Genomic DNA, 24,208 nt, shown 5'->3' with positions numbered 1-24,208 from the left:
TTAACGTGATGTGTGTCACAGTAAAATGCCGCAAACGGGTAAAGACTTTTGCTAAAAACGCAATAATCCGATGATAGAGTGTGTTTTTACCAGCGTATCCGCACCTGGAATCCCCCGCTGGTGGTGTTCAAAAATAGCGTCTGCATACCGTGCAAAGTGGCAATGCGCCGAACAATGGATAACCCCAGACCACTGCCGGTTTTTTCCTGCCCAGGCGGGCGGAAGAAGCGCTCCCCAAGTGAAGTTAAAAACTCTGGGCTGACTCCGGGGCCGTTATCGGTAATCGTTATTTCGTGGCTTTGCAAAACGACATCCACCACGCTGCCGCGAGGACTGTAACGCACGGCATTATCCAGCACGTTTCTGACCATTAAACTCAGCAATAACGGTTGCCCCTGGCGTTTAACACTCGTGTCCTGGATATCTAGTCGAATATCAATACCTTCGCGCTGTGCCTCGTGGTAGATATCCATCACTGCATTTTGCAGTAATGGTTGGAAGGCCACCTCTTGCACATCGTCCAGACCCGCTAAAGTATCCAGGCGCGATATAGTCAGTAGCTGATCAACCAGGCGTGTCGCACGATCGATTCCGACACTTAGGTTATTGAGTGCATGATTTTGTACTGGTTCGTCGTTTTGCGCCAGTTGTGCGACTTCAGCTTGTATTTTTAACGCAGCAAGCGGGCTGCGTAATTCGTGCGCTGCATCAGAGGTAAAACGCCGCTCACGCTGCATAAATTCCCCGGTTCGGGTGAATAGCTGGTTAAGCGCAACCACCAATGGGCGCACTTCTTGCGGTAACGTTTGTGTCGGTAGTTCACTTGTGTCGTCAGGTTTGCGGTTGCGTAATTGATACGCCAGTTTATGGAGTGGTGCGAGCGCACGGCTGACTAACCACACTAGCATCAGCAGAATTAGCGGTAGGGTGACCAACCATGGTGTGAGCTGCGACAAAACAATATCCAGCGCCAAATCCTCACGGTACTCCCATTCCTGGCCGACAACGATGCGGTATTTTCCATCTGGCGTGGTAACCCACACCATCCGCCACAAATCGTCATCGCCCATCACTTTGCCATCCACAAATCCGTCGCGCTGATAGCGGTAAGTCAGGTGCGTGCCGTTATCGCCATCGTTGAGCAGCAATTGCCCTTGGTTGCTGTAAATAGCGAAGGCCAGAGTGTCGTCATCTTGTTTACCGCGATAATGCGAGATCAGGCTTTTGGTTCGCGGCAACTGTGTACCACTTTGCACGCCATCAAGCTCTAACGCACTCAGGCGTTTGGCAAACAGCACTTGTTGGGTATCAAATAGTTTGTTGAGACTTTTACTGGTTTGATGCCAGGCGGCGATGCTTGCGCCAATCCATGCTGCGAGCGTCAGTAAAATAAACCCAGCAATAAGCCTGGCGCGTAAACTTTGGGGTAGCGTTTTGATCATTCTTCACCCAACGTATAGCCAATACCGTGCACCGTGCGAATAAACCCGCTGCCGAGTTTTCGACGTAAATGGTGGATATGAACTTCCAGAGCATTTCTGGAAATATCGTTATCCCAGTTATAGAGCTTCTCTTCAATAAGCGTGCGCGGTAATACGCGTCCTGCGTTACGCATAAATAATTCCAGCAAGGCAAATTCTTTGGGTGTTAACTGCAACGGTTCGCCGCTTAGGGTGACCGTTAATTTAATTGGATCAAGTTCGACCCCTGCGTGTTTGAGGGTCGATTGAACCTGCCCATGGTTACGGCGAATTAAAACCTGAAGCCGAGTGGCAACTTCTATTAACGCAAAAGGTTTACATAAGTAGTCATCGGCACCGAGCTGTAATCCTTCCACTCGTTGTTCAAGTGTGTCACGCGCGGTTAGAATCAATACCGGTTCGGTACGGCCACTACGACGCCAGGTTTTTAGGATATCCAGCCCGTCGATTCCCGGCAGGCTTAAATCCAGTACCGCCGCGTCATAGGGTGCCATGCTCAGCGCCGACTGGCCTTGAAGGCCATCGGTAAACCAGTCGACGGTAAAGCCCATTTTAGTCAGCCCAGCTTTTAGTCCGTCACCAATGAGCTTATCGTCTTCAATGAGTAATACGCGCATGGTGCTGCCCTTTAATGTCCATTTATCGGAAGTTAATAACGTTTGATTCGGCGTGTACAGAGGAAAAACACGATGCTTCGGAGATGGCCGCAATTTATTAAAAAAATCGTATTTGTCCGGAAAAATTAAGATCGCGTTAAGATCTACAGCGTTAAATAGCACACAGAAAACATTCATTCATATAGGGAAAATTAACAATGAAAAAAATAGCCGCTATTCTGACTATTCTCGCTATTACCGCAGCACCTGCAATCGCTGCACAACAAGGTGGATTCTCGGATCCTAATGCGCCAGCTGCACAAACCACGCAAACCACGGGTGGTTTTGTTGGCCCAAGCGGTAGCAACACCACTGCGGCACAGGCGAAATCTTTATCTGATAATACCTATGTGACCTTGCGCGGTAAAATTGAGCAACGTATTGGTGGTGATAACTACATCTTCCGTGACGCTTCAGGCACCATCAATGTGGAAATTGACCAAAAACGTTGGAATGGGCAGACCATTACTCCGCAAGATACCGTCGAAATTCAAGGGAAAGTCGACAAAGACTGGAACTCTGCTGAAATCGATGTAAAACAAATTACTAAAGTAAAATAACTCCCCAAAATGAGCCGCAAATAGCGGCTCATTTCTTCCTTCTTCACTTTCCTAAAGATACTCACTCCTCTGTGACTACGACTGTCAGATAAGGTACTATCGGCGGCAATTACGCCGTTTGTGGCCACATTCGGCTCGTCAGTTTGAGGATGAATAATTAATGAGTGATTTAACTCATGATGGTGCAGAACGCCTTGCGCTGCACGAATTCACGGAAAATGCGTATCTCAACTATTCCATGTACGTCATTATGGACCGCGCACTGCCGTTCATTGGCGATGGTTTAAAGCCCGTACAACGCCGTATCGTCTATGCGATGTCGGAGTTGGGATTAAGCGCCAGCGCTAAATTCAAAAAATCAGCCCGTACGGTGGGTGATGTGCTGGGTAAATATCATCCGCACGGCGACAGCGCCTGCTATGAAGCCATGGTGTTGATGGCGCAGCCATTCTCTTATCGTTACCCGCTGGTTGATGGGCAGGGGAACTGGGGTGCGCCGGATGATCCGAAATCCTTCGCCGCGATGCGTTATACCGAATCGCGCCTGTCGAAATATGCGGAAGTCTTGCTGGGTGAGTTAGGGCAAGGGACGGTTGATTACGTGCCTAACTTTGACGGCACCATGCAGGAGCCGAAAATGCTGCCTGCGCGTTTGCCGAATATTTTGCTCAACGGTACTACCGGCATTGCCGTGGGTATGGCAACCGACATTCCGCCGCATAACTTGCGGGAAGTGGCGAAAGCGGCCATCACCTTAATTGACCATCCGAAAACCACGCTCGATGAACTGCTTGATATTGTTCAGGGGCCGGACTATCCAACGGAAGCTGAAATCATCACCCCGCGTGATGAGATTCGTAAAATCTACCAGAACGGCCGTGGATCTGTGCGCATGCGCGCAGTGTGGAAAAAAGAAGATGGCGATGTGGTCATTACTGCGTTGCCGCATCAGGTTTCTGGTGCGCGTGTTCTTGAGCAAATAGCTAACCAAATGCGCGCTAAAAAGCTGCCGATGGTTGAGGATTTGCGCGATGAGTCGAACCACGAAAACCCGACGCGTCTGGTGATTGTTCCACGTTCTAATCGTATCGACGTAGAACAGGTCATGAACCACCTGTTTGCCACCACCGATCTTGAGAAAAGTTACCGTGTGAACCTCAATATGATCGGCCTGGACCACCGCCCATCAGTGAAAAATCTGCTGGAAATCCTGACTGAATGGCTGGTTTATCGTCGTGAAACGGTACGCCGTCGCCTGAGCTATCGTCTCGAAAAAGTACTCAAACGTCTGCATATCCTCGAAGGTTTGCTGGTGGCGTTCCTCAATATCGACGAAGTGATTCATATCATTCGTACCGAGGATGAGCCGAAGCCGGTGCTGATGTCGCGCTTCGAATTAAGCGAAACCCAGGCTGAGTCTATCCTCGAGCTGAAATTGCGCCATCTCGCGAAACTCGAAGAAGTGAAGATTCGCGGCGAGCAAGGTGAGCTGGAAAAAGAACGTGACCAATTGCAGGGCATTCTGGCGTCCGAACGCAAAATGAATACCTTGTTGAAGAAAGAGTTGCAGGCTGACTCCGATGCTTATGGCGACGATCGTCGTTCACCTCTGCGTGAACGTGGCGAAGCGAAAGCCATGAGCGAGCATGATATGACTCCATCTGAGCCGGTTACCATTGTGCTATCGCAAATGGGCTGGGTGCGTAGCGCCAAAGGCCATGATATCGATGCGCAAGGACTTAACTACAAAGCGGGCGACAGTTTCCTGGGTTGCGCTAAAGGTAAGAGCAATCAGCCTGTCGCATTTATCGACTCCACCGGACGCAGTTACGCACTTGACCCAATTACGCTGCCTTCTGCGCGTGGTCAAGGTGAGCCGTTGACCGGTAAACTGACGCCACCGCCGGGTGCAGTTGTTGAGCACGTTTTAATGGCGCCAGATGACCAGAAACTGCTGATGGCATCTGACGCAGGTTACGGTTTCGTTTGTACCTTTAACGATTTAGTCGCGCGTAACCGTGCGGGTAAAACGCTTATCTCATTGCCGGAAAACGCGAAAGTGATGCCGCCGATGGAGATCTCAAGTGTTGATGACATGCTACTGGCTATAACCGCTGCCGGCCGCATGTTGATGTTCCCAGTGGGTGATTTGCCGCAGCTTTCAAAAGGGAAGGGGAATAAAATTATCTCTATTCCTTCTGCGGAAGCGGCAAAAGGTGAAGACAAACTGGCACATCTGTTTGTGTTACCACCACAAAGCACCGTCACTTTGCACGTCGGCAAACGTAAAATTAAACTCCGTCCTGAAGAGCTTCAGAAAATAACGGGTGAGCGCGGTCGTCGCGGCACATTGATGCGTGGCCTACAACGTATTGATCGTGTTGAAGTGGATTCACCACTTCGTGCCAGCGCGGGTGACAGCGAAGAGTAATCGAAATCTGGCGGCGGTAATGCCGCCAGAACGGTGTGTTTTACGCTAAAGCAAGTCATACTTGTCAGCGGTTTTGGTTTTTGAGGTTGTTATGCTATCCATTGTACGTTTTATAATCGTTATAATTTATTGCCTGCTGGTGTGCATTTTTGGCTGCATTTATTGCCTGTTCAGCCCACGTAACCCGCGCCATGTTGCGACGTTTGGCCATCTTTTTGGTCGTATGGCTCCGGTCTTTGGTTTAAAAGTAGAAACCCGTTTACCGGCAGGTGCTGAAAATCATCCGACGGCGATTTATATCTGTAACCACCAGAATAATTTCGACATGGTGACGGCGGCGAGTATTGTGCAGCCACCGACAGTTACTGTTGGGAAAAAAAGCCTGCTGTGGATTCCATTTTTTGGCCAAATCTATTGGCTAACCGGGAATATGCTTATCGACCGCGATAATCGCGCGAAAGCCCTTAGCACCATTTCCCAGGTCGTTGCTCAAATCAAAAAGCGCAATGTTTCAGTCTGGATGTTCCCGGAAGGAACGCGCAGCCGTGGCCGTGGCCTGCTGCCATTTAAAACCGGCGCATTCCATGCCGCAATTGCAGCGGGTGTTCCAATTATTCCGGTGTGTGTTTCTAATACCAGTAATAAAATTAAACTGAATCGCTGGAATAACGGTTTAGTGATTGTTGAAATGTTGCCACCGATTGATATCAGCCATTACGGTAAAGATCAGGTGCGCAAACTCGCCACTGATTGCCGCGAAATTATGATGGCAAAAATCGACGAGCTGGATAAAGAAGTCGCGGAGCGTGAAGCATCCGGTCGAATTGAAAAAAATCAGGCGAGCTGATCGCCTTTATTTTGGCGGTATACCTTAAATAATTCGAGTTGCAGCCAACACCCCCACAACTTGAAGTATGACGGTTATTTGTGCCGCCCCACGTTAGTCAGTTTTCCATGGAGTAATTATGTCACTCAGTCGGCGTCAGTTTATACAGGCATCAGGAGTCGCACTTTGTGCAGGCTCGGTGCCACTGAGGGCAAACGCGGCAGGGCAGCAGCAACCTTTACCCGTTCCTCCTTTACTGGAGTCTCGTCGTGGCCAGCCTTTGTTCCTTACGTTACAGCGGGCACACTGGTCATTTACCGGCGGTGCTAAGGCTCCGGTTTGGGGTTTGAACGGACGTTATCTCGGGCCGACCATCCGCGTATGGAGCGGCGATGACGTGAAGATGATTTACAGTAATCGTCTACAAGAAAATATCGCTATGACGATTGCTGGTTTACAAGTCCCAGGCCCCCTTATGGGCGGTGCTGCGCGTATGATGTCGCCAAACGTAGACTGGGCTCCAGTTCTGCCAATTCGCCAGCAGGCGGCAACACTTTGGTATCACGCTAACACTCCTAATCGTACTGCAAAGCAGGTCTACAATGGCCTGGCAGGTATGTGGCTGATTGAAGATGAAGTCAGCAAGTCACTCCCGATCCCGAACCATTATGGTGTCGATGATTTCCCGGTAATCATCCAGGATAAACGCCTCGATAACTTCGGTGCGCCTGAATATGTCGAACCGGGTAGCGGCGGATTTGTGGGTGATACGCTTTTGGTGAATGGTGTGCAGGGGCCATATGTTGAGGTCTCTCGCGGCTGGGTGCGTTTGCGTTTACTGAACGCCTCGAACTCACGGCGCTATTTACTGCAAATGAGCGATGGTCGTGCGATGGCTGTGATATCCAGCGATCAGGGTTTTCTCCCAGCTCCGGTTTCCGTGAAGCAACTTTCACTGGCCCCGGGTGAGCGTCGCGAAATTCTGGTTGATATGAGCGATGGGAAAGAAGTGTCGATCACCTGCGGTGAAGCTGCAGGCATTATGGATCGTATTCGCGGCTTCTTTGAGCCGTCGAGCATTCTGGTCTCTACGCTAGTCTTAACGTTGCGTGCAACAGGGCTGTTACCGCTGGTGACTGATACGCTGCCAATGCGCCTGTTACCGGACGAGATTATCAATGGTAATCCGGCACGTAGTCGTGAAATTACGCTTGGCGATGATCCTGGCATTAACGGTCAGCTCTGGGACATGAAACGTATTGATATTCAGACTCAGCAAGGCACCTGGGAGCGTTGGACGGTGCGTTCCGATATGCCGCAATCTTTCCATATCGAAGGTGTGAGTTTCCTGATTAAAAACGTTAACGGCGCATCCCCGTTTGGTGAAGACAGAGGCTGGAAAGACACGGTTTGGGTCGATGGGCAGGTTGAGTTACTGGTCTATTTCGGCCAACCTTCCTGGGAGCATTTCCCCTTCCTCTATACCAGCCAGACGCTGGAAATGGCAGACCGTGGTTCCATTGGGCAATTGTTGGTACAACCCGCACCATAATTTTACCCTTCATATTTCAAATTGCATGTGCGTTGGCTTTCCTCGCTCACCCCAGTCACTTACTTGTGTAAGCTCCTGGGGATTTACTGCGTCACCGCCTTCCTGCAATTCGAATTATTTTGGGTATATAGCCCTTTTGTCATAAAAGGGCGTATAAATTTAACATTGTAATAACCCTTCATTTTTTCCCCCATACCAGCGTATAATCGCCGGCTTTGGTTATTTTTAAATCATTTTTATTCATTTTTTCGGAAGCATTATGAGCTCTATTAGCTTGATCCAGCCCGATCGCGAACTCTTTTCGTGGCCACAATACTGGGCAGCCTGTTTTGGCCCGGCACCATTTTTACCCATGTCACGTAAGGAAATGGACGAGTTAGGCTGGGACAGCTGTGACATCATTCTGGTTACCGGAGATGCCTACGTTGACCATCCGAGTTTTGGTATGGCTATCTGTGGCCGTATGCTGGAAGCTCAGGGCTTCCGCGTGGGTATCATTGCCCAACCGGACTGGAACACGAAAGATGACTTCATGCGCCTTGGCAAACCGAACCTGTTTTTCGGTGTGACTGCAGGCAACATGGACTCCATGATCAACCGCTACACGGCTGACCGTAAACTGCGTCATGACGATGCGTACACGCCGGATAACGTAGCGGGCAAACGCCCTGACCGTGCATCTCTTGCGTACACCCAACGCTGTAAAGAAGCCTGGCGCGATGTGCCAGTCATTTTGGGTGGCATTGAAGCGAGTCTGCGCCGTACCGCGCATTACGATTACTGGTCTGATACCGTTCGTCGCTCAATACTTGTGGATGCCAAGGCCGACATGCTGATTTTCGGCAACGGTGAACGTCCGCTTGTGGAAGTGGCTCATCGCCTGGCATCTGGTGAACCGATCGATGAAATCAGCGATGTGCGTAACACCGCAATGATGCGTAAAGAAGCGATGCCGGGCTGGTCTGGCGTGGATTCTACGCGTCTGGATATGCCTGGTCGTATCGACCCGATTCCACATCCATACGGTGAAGATTTACCGTGTGCAGAAACCGGTAAACCGCAGCAGCCAGTAGACGAAGCGAAAGCTATCGTGGTGAAACCTGCTCCGATGAAACCGTGGGAAAAAACCTATGTGTTGCTGCCGTCGTTCGAAAAAGTAAAAAACGACAAAGTTCTGTACGCGCATGCTTCACGTATTTTGCACCACGAAACCAACCCAGGTTGTGCTCGTGCATTGATGCAAAAACACGGCGATCGCTATATCTGGATCAACCCGCCTGCTATCCCACTGTCTACCGAAGAGATGGACAGCGTGTTTGCTCTGCCTTACAAGCGTGTTCCACACCCTGCCTATGGCAAGGCACGCATCCCGGCTTATGAGATGATTCGCTTCTCGGTAAACATCATGCGTGGCTGTTTCGGTGGTTGCTCGTTCTGTTCTATTACCGAGCACGAAGGGCGCATTATTCAGAGCCGTTCTGAAGACTCGATAATCAGCGAAATCGAAGCCATGCGCGATACCGTTCCAGGTTTTACCGGTGTGGTTTCGGATCTTGGTGGCCCAACGGCTAACATGTACATGCTGCGTTGTAAGTCACCGCGTGCAGAACAAACCTGTCGCCGTTTGTCTTGTGTCTACCCGGACATTTGCCCGCACATGGATACTAACCATGAGCCGACGATTAACTTATACCGTCGTGCGCGCGAACTGAAAGGCATCAAGAAGATCCTTATTGCTTCCGGTGTGCGTTATGACATTGCTGTGGAAGACCCGCGTTACATCAAAGAGCTGGCGACGCACCACGTCGGTGGTTATCTGAAGATTGCCCCGGAACACACCGAAGAAGGGCCGCTGTCTAAGATGATGAAGCCGGGAATGGGCAGCTATCAGCGCTTCAAAGAGCTGTTTGATACCTACTCTAAACAGGCCGGTAAAGAGCAGTATCTGATCCCTTACTTTATCTCCGCACACCCTGGTACGCGTGATGAAGATATGGTGAATCTGGCGCTGTGGCTGAAGAAAAACCGCTTCCGTTTGGATCAGGTGCAAAACTTCTATCCGTCACCGCTCGCGAACTCTACGACCATGTATTACACCGGCAAGAACCCGCTGGGTAAGATTAGCTACAAAAGTGAAGACGTTGTGGTGCCGAAAGGTGACCGCCAGCGCCGCTTGCATAAAGCGCTATTGCGTTATCACGATCCTGCTAACTGGCCGTTGATTCGTGAAGCGCTGGAAGCGATGGGTAAAAAGCACCTGATTGGTGGCCGTCGCGAGTGCCTGGTGCCTTCACCAACAATTGAAGAAATGCGTGAAGCGCGTCGTTACAACCGTGGCGCACGCCCGGCTCTGACAAAGCATACACCAATGACGCATCAGCGCCGTGCAACACCAGCAACTGGCACCAAACCTGTTGCTGGTCCGAAGCCTACGCCAAAAGTTGCCGGGAAATCTGCTGCTGTAGCGAAGGTGGCGCCGATTGGAGCCGGAAAACCTGCTGGCACAGCTAAGAAGAGACCTGCTTAATTTGCGGTAAGTGCGCCCTCACCCTAACCCTCTCCCCCAGAAGAGGGTTTTAGGTACGGTTTTCGCCCTCTAGAAGGAGAGGGCGCATTATTCAGCCTGCAAACAACCCAACCGCTACACCCGCCGCTGCCAGAACCAGTAACAGCAACATCGCTTTCACCGGCGAAACGCCACGTTTAGCCATCAAATACCACGTGCCAATCACCACTAACAGCGGTAGTAGATTCGGGAAGATCCCGTCTAGCATTTGCTGCACATGAATGTTCACGCCATCTTTGGTGACAAACTCAAGCCCGGTGCCCAGTTTCACGTAACTTGCCGCAACGCCACCCATCACAAACACACCCAGTAACGACAACGCTTCACGCAAACGCGTCGATTTACTGCTGACCAACATCTCAACCGATGTCGATCCCATGCGATAACCCTTCAGGAACAAGAACCATGATCCAGGAATGATAATCGCAAGCCATGCTACGCAGTAGAAAAGTGGCCCGAGGATATTGCCGCCTGCTGCAAGCGCCATGCCGATACTGAGCAGGATTGGTATCAGCATCCCCGGAATCATGGAATCACCAATACCTGCCACTGGCCCCATCAGCCCCACTTTCAGGGTGTTTATGGTTTCGCCGTCTATCGGTTCACCGTTCGCTCGCTTCTCTTCAAGACCCAGCACCATCCCATTCACAATCGCGCCAAGCTGTGGCTCGGTGTTGTAAAACGAGGCATGGCGCTTGAGCATTTCTTTGCGCTCTTGTTCGTCGGGATAAAGCTTTTTCGCCACCGGCAACATGCTCAAACAAAAACCGAAAGATTCGAGACGTTCAAAGCTCATGGAGGAGAGGTTGTACATCATCCAGCTGCGCCAGCAACGGCGCAGATCCTGGCGAGTGAGTTTACGTTCTTCCATCAGAATTCATCCTCATCATCAGTGGTGGTTGAGGAGGCTGCACGTTCAGCCTGCGGCTCGGGTTTATAGTTGTAGTGAATTAACGCCAGCAGCGCCCCGACGATCACCAGCGCCACCATGTTCAGTTTCAGGAAAACGATGCAGATAAACCCCACCAGGAAGTAGATCAACATGCTGTAGTTTTTGATGATTTGCTTAAGCAGAATAGCAATACCGACAGCGGGCAGAATGCCGCCGAGCACGTTCATCGTCGACAGAACGATGTGCGGCAGGCTATCCATAAAAGTATTGATGTATTGCGCGCCGAAATAGACCGCAATGAACGTTGGCACAAAACGCATCACGAAATTGGTAGCTTGCGGCCAAATAGCGCTGTTGAGGTATACGCCGCGCTCGTCGCCTTTCTCAAGCGCCAAATCCGCGCGGTGGTTCCACCAGGAGTTCAGTACCATCATGGCGTTGAATAACACGGTACCTGCAATACCGATTGTTGCAGCCAATGCCACGGCCACTTCCGGGCCTTTATTGGAAAGAATACCGAGTGCGATAGCCGGGAAGGCAACAAAGTTAAGATCCGCAGGCATCGAACCACCGGGGGTTACCATCGCGATATACACGGCCTGAACCGCCACGCCAATGATAATCCCGGTTTGCACATCGCCGAGAATAAATCCTACCAGCATCCCTGAAACCAGTGGGCGGGTAATCAGATACCAGCCGCCGGTTAGCCCCAGCAGCCAAGGGCTGCTTAACGCACCGAGGTAACACAGAATGCCGATTAAAGCTGCTTCGAAAGCCATAATGGACTCCTTTATTTGAGTTTTTGGCGAGCGTCCTGCCAGCTGTAGCTGCTGGCATCGGGCACCAGACGAAATTCAATCTGATGCCCGTGCTGCACGAGGTAGTCGAACGCAGCTGCCTCTTCCGGGTTCACAGACTGGTTAGGGCCAATAGTGGTGGTTGTGGCTCGTGCGCTCATCGGGCCAACGTTGATTTTTCGATTACTGTTTTGCAGGCTAATACCTGCTTCTTCTATGTTTTTTAGCGTGACGGGCGATTTGCCAATCACGAAATAACGCTTTTCGCTGGCGATTATTTTTGGCAATTTCTCAATCGCGGTTGCGGTATCAAACAGCCAGACTTTGATGTCCTGAACCGCGCCTTTCATCACCGATGAGAGCAAAGGATCGGCGGCGACGGCGTCGTCAATGGCGATGATGCCATCACACGGCAGCTCTTTTGCCCAGCGGGTGACCAACTGGCCGTGGATCACCCGGTCGTCAATGCGTACAAAGGAAATGCTCATCGTTGCCCCTTAGAAATCATCTGACTGTGCAGTTTCAGTAAGCATTGCCTGTACCAGCGTGTCCTGGGTGTTAGCCAGTAATTGCGTGGTGGCTTGCTCGATATCCTGAAGATCTTTTATCTCATCGCTCAAAAGGAGCATGGGGAAGTTGACCCCTGCGAGCACGGTAACCGGTGGCTGTGTCTCAGGGTTGAAGGCATGATGGCAAGCCACGTTCCACGGCGTACCACTTTGCAAATCGCACAACACCACCACTCCATCGGCCCCTTTGCTTGCCTGTTGCAGAACTGCCGCAAACTCATCTCCAAAACTGTTGATACCTTTGTTTTCAGTCAGCATGACGGGGAAAACATGCGGCAGTTCGCCGTATACCATGCGAGAACTTGCCAGCAGTGCCTCTGCCAGTGAACCGTGTGTTGCCAGAATGACGTTGATCATATTTATCCCCTTACCCAAGCTTTCATGGTGGCGAGTTGCTGATTTTTACCGCTGCCATAAGGTGAAATTCGATATTCCCCTACGGCTGCTGGAATGATGAATGTTTCGGCGTAATGCACGACAAAAGGTTCAAATGCGCCACCTGGGCTTTCGACCAGAGCCTCGGCACCTTCCACCAGATTCAGCACGTTCACGCCACCGTGCGTATGATGTGTTACGGGTTGAGTAAACCAATGGCGACGGGTTTCGATGAACTCACGCTCATGCAAACCAGTGCGTTCCTCACGCCAACCGTCACCTTCGGCAATCGGTTCAAAATGGTTAACCAGATGTTCGGTAACCCACTGTGTATCGCGTTGCCAGTCAATGACCTGTGCGCCATGTTCAAGGTGCACTGGGCGTGGCAAACCATCCAGACCCAAACGGCCCCAGTCCCATAATTTGAAGGTGAAGATGTACGGAGTGGCGCTGATTTCCAGAACCATTGCGCCAGAGCCGGAACAATGCACTGTGCCTGCAGGGATCAAGAAGTGATCGTGTTTACGTGCAGGGAAGCGGTTAACAAATTTCTCATCATCAAACGCTTTCTCACCGCGTTGGGCGCGAGCAAGAGAGTCGAGCATTTCTTGTGGATCGATTCCCGTTTTCGTCCCCAGATAAACTTCCGCACCGGGTTCGGCTTCCAGCATGTAATAGCTTTCATCCTGGGTGTAATGCATTCCAAAATGCTGTTGGATGTATTCAGTAATCGGATGAACCTGGAAACTTAAATTCTGCCCACCGATGGTATCGAGGAAATCGAAACGGATCGGGAACTCAGCGCCAAAACGGGCGTGGACGCGTTCGCCAAGTAAATGGCGAGGATAGAGTAATACCAAGTCCTGAGAAGGGATCTCGATCCGCACATTACCAAAACGCAGTAACAGGCTGTTCTCCTCGGGCACACAGTCAAAACACCATGCGTAATTTGGCTTTGAGGGATCGAGATTAAACTTGTCTTTCATCCATTGCCCACCCCAAACACCGGGGTCGAAGAATGGCACCACCCGGAAGGGTTGTTGCGTGGTTTGTTGCAGGCCGTGGCGCAGTGCTGCACCGCTAACCATTGCCGGTTTATCCGGATTATTGGTATCTAGCAGAAAATCAGCGCGCTTCAGAAGTGGCGTTTTATGGCGGTCGAATACGCGCCATTCAATGAAAAAAGCACGTTTGTAGCGGCGCAGAATATCTTCATCGTTATTATTCGCTCCCCAGTTACCTAATTCACCCCGACGAAAACGTTGCTGAATTTCCCAGCGAGCCAGGTCGGCATAAACCAGCACGTCGCCAGCATGGATAAGTGCAGCGCCTGGGCCATAAACCACGACCAGGCCTTCGTTAATGTCAGCGATTTCCTGCTGTGCAGCGGCCAGTGTCTGCGGGCAGAAAAACTCGGTTAATTCGTGGCAAGAAAGCACACCGAATACGCGATCGTCTGTCAGGTTATAAGCCAGCAAATCATGCAGGTGTTGCTCGCTTAATCGCGCTGACTCGGCATTAATGATAAGCGCTGGGTTAAGGTGGGTGATGAGTTGCGTGTGCAGAGTGTCTAACTGAACGCCGGGGTAACAGTCGATCACCAGTACTGTTTTACCTGAGCACGAGAGTTGCTCACTGACGGCTTGTTTTATGGCGGACCATCCCTGCCATGCCTGATGGTCAAACCCCGAAACGCGGACTTCGGGATACTTATCGTAGGATGCCGGATGCATAGTATTCTCCCTGTTTCTGATAGATTAAGATTAATCGATTAACCCATTTTGAACAGTGTGGTAAACGCGATTAACCCGCCATTTTTAACAAGGTGTGGCTTAAACTTGAGTTATCTGTGATGGCATTCACATTGAAATATGCAATTTTTTGGTTATTCGATTAATCTGTGAAAAATCGCACCATTCAGAGGAGTGCCGATGAGCACCGTTACCCTTGCCCAGGTTGCTAAACAGGCAGCTGTATCAACCGCAACTGTGTCGATGGTTTTGCACAATCGAGGCCGTATTTCTGATGCCACCCGTCAACGCGTACTTAAAGCGCTGGATGATTTGGGCTACGTTTACAACCAGACGGCGGCGAATTTACGCAATCGCACCAGCAACCAAGTGGGGCTGTTGCTGCACGACATCACCAACCCTTTTTACGGCGAAATGACAGCTGGACTGAGCCAGGAAATGGAACGCCATGACTTGTTGCTGTTTCTGGCAAATAGCGAAGAGTCCGGCGAACGGCAGCAAAAATTTGTCGATTCTCTGATGCGCAATAACGCCTGCGGGATGGTGCTGTGCGCGGCAAGGGAGACACCACCGCTGTTTTTTGAAACCCTGAAACGGCGCAACATTCCGGCGATTATGGTGGTGCGCCCAATGGATGACGTGGATTTCGATTTCGTCGGCACTGATAACTTTTTGGGCACACAAATGGCGACACAGCATTTGCTGCGTCTGGGGCATCGCCATATCGCGTTTATCGGCGGTAGTGAAAACTCCATCAGCCGCGCGCAACGTATTGGTGGTTACAGCAGTAAATTGCTGGAACATCGTATTCAGCCAAATAGCGAGTGGGTGGTTTCGTCATTGGCCAGCCAAAGTGACGGTGCGCGAGTGGCCGAAAATTTGTTCCGTCGCTACCCGGAAATCACGGCGGCGGTGTGTTATCAGGATATTGTCGCGTTGGGCGTGATGCAGACGCTACGCAAAATGGGCCACCAGCCAGGCGTTGATTTTGCGCTGGTAGGATTTGACGACATCACCGAAGCATCGCTGGTACAGCCTGCTCTGACCACCGTTTCGGTTGCTGCCAAAGAGATTGGTCGTAAAGCCGGTGAGTTGTTGTATAGCCGTATTCAGGGTAATGACGAGCCGCCGAAACGAATAATACTCCCGCCCACACTGGTGGTACGAGAATCGTGTGGTTTTGGATCACAAACGCGTTAAGCAGATCACCAGAATCGACAATGGCCTGCTTTTATTACGGGAATAATGTCTTTTACTGATAATTACGGGGTTTTGTCATAAATTTCTTATTATCCGTGTTTTCGGGTGGCGGCCTGCGAGCGGGCTGGTTAACCTGAGAATGTTATCTGTGCAGATTAATCAAAGAGAGTAAATATGGATGAGTCACAAGTCCGCGTTGCAATCGCGGGTGCGGGTGGTCGCATGGGGCGACAACTGATTCAGGCGGCATTGCAGTTAGATGGCGTAAAACTGGGTGCGGCGCTTGAGCGTACGGGTTCATCCTTAGTGGGAAGTGATGCTGGCGAGTTAGCGGGCGTTGCGAAAACGGGTGTCATCGTAAGTGACAGCCTTGATGCAGTAGTCAATGACTTCGATGTGTTCATCGATTTCACGCGCCCTGAAGGCACGCTGAACCACCTTGCTTTCTGCCGTAAGCACGGTAAAGGCATGGTGATTGGCACGACGGGTTTTGACGATGCGGGTAAGCAGGCAATTACAGACGCTTCAGTAGATGTTCCGATTGTGTTTGCTGCCAACTTTAGCGTTGGGGTTAATGTGATGCTCAAGCTGCTGGAGAAAGCCGCCAAAGTCATGGGTGACTACACCGACATCGAGATAATCGAAGCGCATCATCGTCATAAAGTCGATGCACCTTCTGGCACCGCGTTGGCAATGGGTGAAGCTATTGCTCAGGCAATGGATAAAGATTTGAAAGAGTGCGCGGTCTATTCCCGTGAAGGGTACACCGGCGAGCGCATTCCAGGCACTATTGGCTTTGCCACAGTGCGTGCGGGCGACATTATTGGTGAACATACGGCGATGTTTGCGGACATCGGCGAGCGTATTGAAATCAGCCATAAAGCATCCAGTCGTATGACTTTTGCAAATGGCGCAGTTAGATCGGCATTGTGGCTTAGTGCGATGAAAAATGGACTTTACGACATGCGTGACGTGTTGGATCTCAATAGTTTGTAAACGTTATTACCCATCGTGATGTGGTTATTTCAATCATAATTGTTTGATTGATAGGGCAATATTTTATTGCCCTTTTTATTTATTGTTTTTTTAAGTGCTTTTCTTTATTTTTTGTTCAAAGTCGTCATAAATTTACTTTTTCTGGTGTTGTTTCGTTGTTTTGCTGTTGATTTTGACCATCCGGTCCACTTTTTATGCGTCATGGCACCATTTTCCTATTCATCCTGGTCCGCAACCGATTACGCATTATAACTTTGCTGTTGATTTCAACGGTCAATTCATCTTTTTTCCATAAGAACGCTAAAAAACACATAAAAAGTTGCTCTTATGGTAGACTTTTCCGCGGCTGCTCACTAGAATGCCGCCGTTTGTCAAAAATCCAAATGACAGGCTGTTTTGCATTGATTCATGAAATGGTTTTGAATTAATATGCAAATAAATTGACTGTTTATTCTCTGGAGGGTGTTTTGATTAAGTCAGCAATATTGGTTCTGGAAGACGGAACCCAATTTCACGGTCGGGCCATCGGGGCATCGGGTCAGGCTGTTGGGGAAGTCGTTTTCAATACCTCAATGACCGGTTATCAAGAAATCCTCACTGATCCTTCCTACTCCCGCCAGATAGTCACTCTTACTTATCCTCATATCGGTAATGTCGGCACCAATGCTGCTGATGAAGAATCCTCCCAGGTACATGCGCAAGGCCTCGTTATCCGTGACCTACCACTGATTGCCAGTAACTACCGCAATACCGAAGACCTTTCTTCTTACCTCAAGCGCCATAACATTGTGGCCATCGCCGATATAGATACCCGTAAGCTGACTCGCATTCTGCGTGAGAAAGGTGCGCAGAACGGCTGCATTATTGCCGGTGACAACCTGGACGCCACATTAGCGCTCGAAAAAGCGAAAGCATTCCCAGGCCTTAACGGCATGGACCTTGCTAAAGAAGTGACCACGCAAGAATCTTACGCCTGGCAACAGGGGAGCTGGACGCTTGAAGGCGATTTGCCAGAAGCGGCTAAAGAAGAAGATTTACTGTTCCACGTAGTAGCTTACGATTACGGCGTGAAACGTAACATTCTGCGTATGTTAGTTGACCGCGGCTGTCGCCTGACTGTCGTGCCGGCGCAAACGCCTGCAGAAGATGTGTTGAAGTTAAATCCAGACGGCATCTTCCTGTCTAACGGCCCTGGTGACCCGGCTCCGTGCGATTACGCGATCAGTGCAATCAAATCTTTCCTTGAAACAGATGTGCCAGTGTTCGGTATCTGTCTGGGTCACCAGTTGCTGGCTCTGGCGAGCGGCGCGAAAACGGTGAAGATGAAGTTTGGTCACCACGGTGGCAACCACCCGGTTAAAGACCTCGACCGTGATTGCGTGATGATTACTGCTCAAAACCACGGTTTTGCAGTAGAAGAATCAACACTTCCGGCGAACCTGCGCATAACACACAAGTCACTGTTCGATGGCACGCTGCAAGGTATTCATCGTACTGATAAAGCAGCATTTAGCTTCCAGGGGCACCCAGAAGCGAGTCCAGGTCCGCACGATGCAGCACCGTTGTTTGACCACTTTATCGAATTGATTAAGCACTATCGTTCTACCGCCACTCTTAATAGCAAGTAAGTATCAGGAGCTAAGAAAATGCCAAAACGTACAGATATAAAAAGCATCCTGATCCTCGGCGCAGGCCCGATTGTTATCGGCCAGGCGTGTGAGTTCGACTACTCCGGTGCTCAGGCGTGTAAAGCGCTGCGTGAAGAGGGCTACCGTGTCATTCTGGTGAACTCCAACCCAGCGACAATTATGACCGACCCGGAAATGGCCGATGCCACTTACATCGAGCCGATTCACTGGGAAGTGGTTCGCAAAATTATTGAGAAAGAGCGTCCGGACGCTGTGCTGCCAACCATGGGCGGCCAGACTGCACTGAACTGTGCGCTGGAACTGGAACGTGAGGGCGTACTCGCCGAGTTTGGCGTCACCATGATTGGTGCTACCGCCGATGCGATTGATAAAGCTGAAGATCGCCGTCGTTTCGACGTGGCGATGAAAAAAATCGGTCTTGATACTGCGCGTTCTGGCATTGCACACACCATGGAAGAAGCGCTGGCTGTTGCGGCTGACGTGGGTTATCCGTGCATCATCCGCCCTTCATTTACCATGGGCGGCAGCGGTGGCGGTATCGCTTATAACCGTGAAGAATTCGAAGAAATCTGTGAACGAGGCTTGGATCTTTCGCCAACCAAAGAGCTGCTGATTGACGAATCCCTGATTGGCTGGAAAGAGTATGAGATGGAAGTTGTGCGTGATAAAAACGACAACTGCATCATCGTTTGCTCCATCGAAAACCTTGACCCGATGGGCATCCACACTGGTGACTCCATCACCGTGGCTCCTGCCCAAACGCTGACCGACAAAGAATATCAAATCATGCGTAACGCCTCGATGGCGGTACTGCGTGAAATCGGCGTGGAAACTGGTGGTTCTAACGTGCAGTTCTCGGTTAACCCGAAAACTGGTCGTCTGATTGTTATCGAGATGAACCCGCGTGTGTCGCGCTCTTCTGCACTGGCATCAAAAGCAACTGGCTTCCCGATTGCTAAAGTAGCAGCCAAACTGGCTGTGGGTTACACCCTTGATGAACTGATGAACGATATCACCGGCGGTAAAACGCCTGCGTCGTTCGAGCCGTCCATCGACTACGTTGTGACCAAAATCCCACGTTTTAACTTCGAGAAATTCGTTGGTGCGAATGACCGTCTGACTACACAGATGAAATCTGTGGGTGAAGTGATGGCGATTGGCCGCACGCAGCAGGAATCACTGCAAAAAGCATTGCGTGGCCTGGAAGTGGGTGCGACAGGTTTTGACCCGAAAGTGAATCTGGATGACCCGGAAGCGCTGACCAAAATCCGCCGTGAGCTGAAAGATGCTGGCGCAGAGCGTATCTGGTACGTTGCTGATGCATTCCGTGCAGGCCTGTCCGTCGATGGCGTATTCAACCTGACCAACATCGACCGCTGGTTCCTGGTACAGATTGAAGAGCTGGTTCGCCTGGAAGAAAAAGTTGAAGAGATTGGTATTACCGGTCTGGACTACGACTTCCTGCGTATGCTCAAGCGTAAAGGCTTTGCTGATGCGCGCCTGGCTAAACTGGCTGGCGTTCGCGAATCAGAAATCCGTAAACTGCGCGAACAATACAAACTGCATCCGGTTTATAAGCGTGTTGATACTTGTGCTGCGGAATTCTCTACTGATACCGCGTACATGTACTCTACGTATGAAGACGAGTGCGAATCTAACCCTAACAACGACCGTGACAAAATCATGGTATTGGGCGGTGGGCCGAACCGTATCGGCCAGGGCATTGAATTTGACTACTGCTGTGTACACGCGTCGCTGGCGCTGCGCGAAGATGGCTATGAAACCATCATGGTTAACTGCAATCCGGAAACCGTTTCTACCGACTACGACACTTCTGACCGCCTGTACTTCGAGCCTGTAACCTTCGAAGATGTGCTGGAAATCGTCCGTGTTGAGAAACCAAAAGGCGTTATCGTGCAGTATGGCGGCCAGACGCCACTGAAGCTGGCTCGTGAACTGGAAGCCGCGGGCGTACCGATTATCGGCACCAGCCCTGACGCAATCGACCGTGCAGAAGACCGTGAGCGTTTCCAGCACGCAGTTGACCGCCTGAAGCTGAAACAGCCTGCGAACGCCACTGTTACGACTATCGAAATGGCCGTAGAAAAAGCGGCGCACATCGGTTATCCGCTGGTTGTTCGTCCATCCTATGTACTGGGTGGCCGCGCGATGGAAATCGTCTATGACGAAGTGGATTTACGTCGTTACTTCCAGACTGCAGTTAGTGTTTCGAACGACGCGCCAGTACTGCTGGACCGTTTCCTCGACGACGCGGTAGAAGTGGATGTTGACGCGATCTGCGATGGTGAAACCGTGCTGATTGGTGGCATCATGGAGCACATTGAACAGGCTGGCGTTCACTCCGGTGACTCCGCATGTTCTCTGCCAGCTTACACATTGAGCCAGGAAATTCAGGATGTGATGCGCCAACAGGTGCAAAAACTGGCTTTCGAACTGCAAGTTCGCGGTTTGATGAACGTGCAGTTTGCGGTGAAAGATAACGAAGTCTACCTGATTGAAGTGAACCCTCGTGCTGCGCGTACCGTACCATTTGTTTCTAAAGCAACGGGCATGCAGCTTGCGAAAGTTGCCGCGCGTGTGATGGTTGGGCAAACGCTGGTTGAGCAGGGTATGACGAAAGAAATCATCCCGCCTTACTACTCTGTAAAAGAAGTGGTTCTGCCGTTCAACAAATTCCCAGGCGTTGACCCACTGTTAGGGCCTGAAATGCGCTCTACCGGTGAAGTGATGGGCGTGGGCCGCACCTTTGCGGAAGCGTTCTCGAAAGCGATGCTGGGTAGCCAGTCCACCATGCGTAAACCAGGCCGTGCGCTGCTGTCAGTGCGTGAAGGCGACAAAAAACGCGTCGTGGACCTTGCGGCCAAGCTGCTGAAGCAGGGCTTTGAACTGGATGCAACCCACGGTACGGCTGTTGTGCTGGGTGAAGCAGGCATTAACCCACGTCTGGTGAACAAGGTGCATGAAGGTCGTCCGCACATTCAGGACCGTATCAAGAATGGCGAATACACCTATATCATCAACACTACCGCTGGCCGTCAGGCGATTGAGGATTCCAAACTCATCCGCCGCAGCGCACTGCAATACAAAGTGCACTACGACACCACATTGAACGGTGGTTTTGCGACAGCGATGGCGTTAAATGCTGATGCAACTGAAAAAGTGATTTCAGTTCAGGAAATGCACGCGCAGATAACCAAATAATTTTTGGTTGCTCAGTTTAATAAGGCTCACTTCGGTGGGCCTTTTTTTTGTGATGTAAATCACGCGTGTAGGCTGATTATTGTTAAGCGTCTACACTGTGATGACTAAGCATATGGACAAGCAATACTATGATTTTGATTATCTATGCACATCCTTACCCGCAACACTCTCATGCAAACCGAAAAATGATCGAACAGGCCTCGCTTTTGCCTGACGTGGAAGTGCGTTCGCTCTATGAGTTATACCCCGATTTCAGCATTGATATTGTTGCCGAACAGGAAGCATTAAGCCGCGCTGATTTGGTTATCTGGCAGCATCCTATGCAGTGGTACAGCATGCCTCCGCTGATGAAACTGTGGATCGATAAAGTGCTTTCTCATGGTTGGGCGTATGGCCATGGCGGAACGGCACTGTGCGGTAAGAACGTGATGTGGGCTGTCACGACCGGAGGCGGTGATAACCACTTCGTGCTGGGTAATCATCCTGGTTTCGATGTTCTCGGGCAGCCTCTGCAGGCTACCGCATTGTATTGCGGTATGAACTGGTTGCCGCACTTCACCATCCATTTCACTTTTGTCTGTGACGAAAACACCCTCGAGGTACAAGCCGAAATGTACAAACAGCGGTTACTCGACTGGCAGGAGGCAAATCGTGGATAGCCACAGCATGATCCAGGCGCTGATCTACCTCGGCTCAGCCGCGATAATTGTGCCGATTGCGGTTCGCCTTGGGCTAGGCTCGGTGCTTGGATACTTGATAGCAGGATGCATTATTGGCCCATGGGGATTACGGTTGGTTACCGATGCCGAAACTATTCTGCACTTTGCGGAAATTGGCGTGGTGTTGATGTTGTTCGTCATCGGTCTGGAGCTTGATCCGCAACGTTTGTGGACGCTGCGTGCGTCAGTCTTTGGCGGCGGCATGCTACAAATGGTGGCGTGTGGTTTGTTGCTAGGTTTGTTCTGTATGTTCCTCGGTTTGCGTTGGCAAGTAGCCGTGCTAATTGGCCTGACGTTGGCGCTTTCTTCAACCGCCATAGCCATGCAAGCCATGAACGAACGCAACCTGACTGTTTCGCAAATGGGGCGTAGCGCCTTCGCCGTACTGCTATTCCAGGACATTGCCGCTATCCCGCTGGTGGCGATGATTCCATTACTGGCCAGCAGTGGCGCAACGACTACCTTTGCCACATTCTCTATTTCGGCGCTGAAAGTGGTGGGTGCATTAGCGATAGTCATACTCTTAGGCCGTTATGTAACGCGCCCGCTGTTGCGATTTGTTGCACGCTCTGGCCTGCGTGAAGTCTTCAGTGCCATGGCATTATTTATGGTGTTTGGTTTTGGTTTATTGCTGGAAGAAGCTGGGCTTTCAATGGCCATGGGTGCGTTTCTCGCAGGCGTTCTACTGGCAAGCTCGGAATATCGTCATGCACTGGAAAGTGATATCGAACCTTTCAAAGGCTTGCTGTTAGGGTTGTTTTTCATTGGCGTTGGGATGTCGATAGATTTTGGAACACTACAACAAAATCCGCTGCGAATTATCGCGCTGCTGTTCGGCTTCCTGGCGATTAAAATCATCACGTTATGGATCGTAGCAAAACCGCTTAATGTGCCACGTAAACAACGGCGCTGGTTTGCCGTCCTACTGGGGCAGGGTAGTGAGTTTGCCTTTGTTATTTTTGGAACAGCGAAAATGGCACAGGTGTTGGACGACAGTTGGGCAAAATCGCTCACCCTTGCCGTTGCATTATCAATGGCGGCAACGCCACTGTTGCTGGTGATGCTAAATCGTCTGGAAAAATCAGGTAAAGAGCAGGCACGCGAAGCGGATGAAATCGACGAAGAACAGCCGCGAGTGATAATTGCAGGTTTCGGGCGTTTTGGACAAATTGCCGGGCGTTTGCTGCTAACCAGCGGTGTGAAGATGGTGGTTCTCGACCATGATCCTGACCACATTGAAACGCTGCGTAAGTTTGGAACTAAAGTCTTTTATGGCGATGCAACTCGCGTGGATTTGCTGGAATCTGCCGGAGCGGCAAAAGCCGAGGTGTTGATCAATGCCATCGATGACCCTGATGCCAATATGCAGTTAGCAGAACTGGTACAGGAGCATTTTCCACATCTGACAGTGATTGCACGTGCACGTGATCTTGACCACTTCATTCGGCTGCGACTTGCCGGTGTTGAACAACCAGAACGTGAAACCTTTGAAGGTGCGTTGAAAGTTGGGCGCAGGGCGCTGGAAGGTTTAGGTGTGGGAAGCTACGAAGCGCGTGAACGGGCCGATCATTTCCGCCGCTTCAATACGCAGATGGTGGAAGAAATGGTGCCAGCGCCAGACTGGACATCACGGGCAGATGTGCTTAAACGCACCAGCGCGAGGCTGACTGAGGTGATCAACGAAGACCGTGCGCATCTCAACGTGATCCAGCGTCATGGCTGGCAGGGAACGGAAGAGGGGATTCATTCGGGAAAACTGGCTGATGAGCCACCCGTGAAACCAGCAGAATAATAACAATGGGCGGGTCAACCCCGCCCAAAAATCAGTTCAACGCAACTTTAATTCCGAGCCCAATCAGCATTCCACCCAATAGCTTATCGACAATCTTTTGTGCCTTAGCCAGACCACGACGAACCGGTTCACGTCGAATCACCACAATTAACAAGAGCCACCAAACAACCTCGG

At 50.8% G+C, this 24,208-nt stretch carries 18 protein-coding genes and 1 pseudogene; 11 read left to right on the top strand and 8 right to left on the bottom strand.

Features of this window, described 5'->3' with window-relative positions; genetic code table 11:
• Positions 1-86: 86 nt before the first annotated feature.
• On the bottom strand, positions 87-1,442 hold the full coding sequence (gene qseC / locus FH968_RS08725; protein ID WP_189389037.1) for a quorum sensing histidine kinase QseC: 1,356 nt from the start codon (positions 1,440-1,442) through the stop codon (positions 87-89).
• Entirely contained in the window at positions 1,439-2,098 is a 660-nt protein-coding gene (gene qseB / locus FH968_RS08720) for a quorum sensing response regulator transcription factor QseB (protein ID WP_139878750.1), read from the bottom strand. Before qseB ends, qseC begins: the two co-directional genes overlap by 4 nt.
• A gap of 197 nt (positions 2,099-2,295) precedes the next feature.
• Between qseB and FH968_RS08715 the strand changes: the two genes are divergently transcribed.
• From FH968_RS08715 to FH968_RS08695, 5 genes are all read left to right on the top strand, one after another.
• Positions 2,296-2,697 (top strand): YgiW/YdeI family stress tolerance OB fold protein, encoded by a 402-nt coding sequence (locus FH968_RS08715; protein WP_139878749.1) that lies wholly within the window; start codon positions 2,296-2,298, stop codon positions 2,695-2,697.
• 160 nt (positions 2,698-2,857) lie between these two features.
• A complete protein-coding gene (parC, locus tag FH968_RS08710; RefSeq protein ID WP_139878748.1) occupies positions 2,858-5,128 on the top strand; it encodes a DNA topoisomerase IV subunit A in 2,271 nt (756 codons plus the stop codon).
• A 91-nt stretch (positions 5,129-5,219) separates the two neighbouring features.
• Positions 5,220-5,975, top strand: a complete 756-nt coding sequence (locus FH968_RS08705) for a 1-acylglycerol-3-phosphate O-acyltransferase (protein WP_139878747.1) — start codon at positions 5,220-5,222, stop codon at positions 5,973-5,975.
• A 118-nt stretch (positions 5,976-6,093) separates the two neighbouring features.
• Positions 6,094-7,506, top strand: a complete 1,413-nt coding sequence (ftsP, locus tag FH968_RS08700) for a cell division protein FtsP (RefSeq protein WP_139878746.1) — start codon at positions 6,094-6,096, stop codon at positions 7,504-7,506.
• 259 nt (positions 7,507-7,765) lie between these two features.
• Positions 7,766-10,033 (top strand): YgiQ family radical SAM protein, encoded by a 2,268-nt coding sequence (locus FH968_RS08695; protein WP_223271304.1) that lies wholly within the window; start codon positions 7,766-7,768, stop codon positions 10,031-10,033.
• Positions 10,034-10,124: 91 nt separating this feature from the next.
• Here the strand turns inward: FH968_RS08695 and FH968_RS08690 are convergent, their stop codons facing one another.
• From FH968_RS08690 to FH968_RS08670, 5 genes are read right to left on the bottom strand one after another with little or no spacing between them, the layout of a single operon-like run.
• Positions 10,125-10,943, bottom strand: coding sequence for a PTS system mannose/fructose/sorbose family transporter subunit IID (locus FH968_RS08690; protein WP_139878745.1), 819 nt, complete (start codon positions 10,941-10,943; stop codon positions 10,125-10,127).
• The gene (locus FH968_RS08685) at positions 10,943-11,743 is read right to left on the bottom strand and encodes a PTS sugar transporter subunit IIC (RefSeq protein ID WP_139878744.1); all 801 of its coding nucleotides are present in this window, start codon (positions 11,741-11,743) and stop codon (positions 10,943-10,945) included. The genes FH968_RS08690 and FH968_RS08685 overlap by 1 nt, the downstream gene beginning before the upstream one ends.
• 11 nt (positions 11,744-11,754) lie before the next feature.
• Positions 11,755-12,249: a PTS sugar transporter subunit IIB gene (locus tag FH968_RS08680; protein WP_139878743.1), complete on the bottom strand. Its 495-nt coding sequence runs from the start codon at positions 12,247-12,249 to the stop codon at positions 11,755-11,757.
• A gap of 9 nt (positions 12,250-12,258) precedes the next feature.
• Positions 12,259-12,687, bottom strand: a complete 429-nt coding sequence (locus FH968_RS08675; protein WP_139878742.1) for a PTS sugar transporter subunit IIA — start codon at positions 12,685-12,687, stop codon at positions 12,259-12,261.
• Between the two features lie 2 nt (positions 12,688-12,689).
• A complete protein-coding gene (locus FH968_RS08670; protein WP_139878741.1) occupies positions 12,690-14,438 on the bottom strand; it encodes a class I mannose-6-phosphate isomerase in 1,749 nt (582 codons plus the stop codon).
• 198 nt (positions 14,439-14,636) lie between these two features.
• Here FH968_RS08670 and FH968_RS08665 point away from each other — a divergent pair, with 198 nt between their 5' ends.
• The 6 genes from FH968_RS08665 to kefC all read left to right on the top strand — a co-directional run bounded on the left by FH968_RS08665 (position 14,637) and on the right by kefC (position 24,034).
• Positions 14,637-15,656: a LacI family DNA-binding transcriptional regulator gene (locus FH968_RS08665; RefSeq protein WP_139878740.1), complete on the top strand. Its 1,020-nt coding sequence runs from the start codon at positions 14,637-14,639 to the stop codon at positions 15,654-15,656.
• Between the two features lie 174 nt (positions 15,657-15,830).
• Positions 15,831-16,652 carry a 4-hydroxy-tetrahydrodipicolinate reductase gene (gene dapB, locus FH968_RS08660; protein ID WP_139878739.1) on the top strand — a complete coding sequence of 274 codons (822 nt, stop codon included), beginning with the start codon at positions 15,831-15,833 and terminating at the stop codon, positions 16,650-16,652.
• Between the two features lie 467 nt (positions 16,653-17,119).
• Positions 17,120-18,280, top strand: a complete 1,161-nt coding sequence (gene carA, locus FH968_RS08655) for a glutamine-hydrolyzing carbamoyl-phosphate synthase small subunit (RefSeq protein ID WP_139878738.1) — start codon at positions 17,120-17,122, stop codon at positions 18,278-18,280.
• Between the two features lie 18 nt (positions 18,281-18,298).
• Entirely contained in the window at positions 18,299-21,523 is a 3,225-nt protein-coding gene (gene carB, locus FH968_RS08650; protein ID WP_139878737.1) for a carbamoyl-phosphate synthase large subunit, read from the top strand.
• Positions 21,524-21,651: 128 nt separating this feature from the next.
• A complete protein-coding gene (gene kefF / locus FH968_RS08645; RefSeq protein ID WP_139878736.1) occupies positions 21,652-22,182 on the top strand; it encodes a glutathione-regulated potassium-efflux system oxidoreductase KefF in 531 nt (176 codons plus the stop codon).
• A complete protein-coding gene (gene kefC, locus FH968_RS08640; protein ID WP_189389034.1) occupies positions 22,175-24,034 on the top strand; it encodes a glutathione-regulated potassium-efflux system protein KefC in 1,860 nt (619 codons plus the stop codon). Before kefF ends, kefC begins: the two co-directional genes overlap by 8 nt.
• A 31-nt stretch (positions 24,035-24,065) precedes the next feature.
• Here the strand turns inward: kefC and FH968_RS08635 are convergent.
• A pseudogene (locus FH968_RS08635) lies at positions 24,066-24,197 on the bottom strand (LysE family translocator); the annotation flags it as partial.
• Between the last annotated feature and the right edge of the window lie 11 nt (positions 24,198-24,208).

Origin of the sequence: Buttiauxella sp. B2, from assembly GCF_006376615.1 — a bacterium.
GTDB lineage: Bacteria > Pseudomonadota > Gammaproteobacteria > Enterobacterales > Enterobacteriaceae > Buttiauxella.
The sequence above is the reverse complement of the archived record's forward strand: the minus strand, read 5'-3'. Positions and strand labels throughout refer to the sequence as shown.